Genomic DNA, 579 nt, shown 5'->3' with positions numbered 1-579 from the left:
CGAGATCGCTCAACCTTGGCCCGATGACAGAGTTCGGCACGGCTGATCGGCCTGCCAGGGGGTCATCGCCTCGTCAGAGAACCAGACCGGGAGGCTTCCCCGCCGACGCTGGCTGGCGTCATACTCGGCCCAGCTCGCCACCTGGTGCCGGTGCTTCGGAATGTGATGACGGCGAGCGGCACTGGACTTGAAGCTCATGGTGGAGATCCGAGATCAGGAGGACGCAGGTCTCCCATGCCATGCCGCTTCGGTGCCATCCGGCTTCGGTCGCCAAATCGCTCATCCGGTCCGGGCAACAGCAAAATGCAGATAGGCCACAAAAGTAACGCCGGTTCGGTTGGCGGGTTTGCGCGCAATCAATGCAGTGATGTTCGGGTCGAGATATCCAAACGGCACCGTCAGGTTAACGGGCTGAAGTCACAGAGCCTCACGGGATCGGCGTATCAGAAACCTGGTCTTGCTTCGAAAAAATGGAGAGCGTCTCATGAAGCAGGAGGATCTCCATGCCGAAGAGCCGTTTTACGAGAGAGTTTCAGGATGAGGCCGTCCGCCTCGTTCTAACGAGTGGGCGCTCCCAAC

At 59.8% G+C, this 579-nt stretch carries 1 protein-coding gene; it reads right to left on the bottom strand.

Annotation, left to right across the window (positions count from 1 at the left end; all coding sequences use genetic code 11):
- Positions 1-9: 9 nt before the first annotated feature.
- The gene (locus tag FS320_RS44855; protein WP_152718826.1) at positions 10-198 is read right to left on the bottom strand and encodes a hypothetical protein; all 189 of its coding nucleotides are present in this window, start codon (positions 196-198) and stop codon (positions 10-12) included.
- Between the last annotated feature and the right edge of the window lie 381 nt (positions 199-579).

Origin of the sequence: Microvirga tunisiensis (assembly GCF_009296175.1) — a bacterium.
GTDB lineage: Bacteria > Pseudomonadota > Alphaproteobacteria > Rhizobiales > Beijerinckiaceae > Microvirga > Microvirga tunisiensis.
Note: the sequence above shows the minus strand (reverse complement) of the source record. Positions and strands in the feature narration are given on the sequence as shown.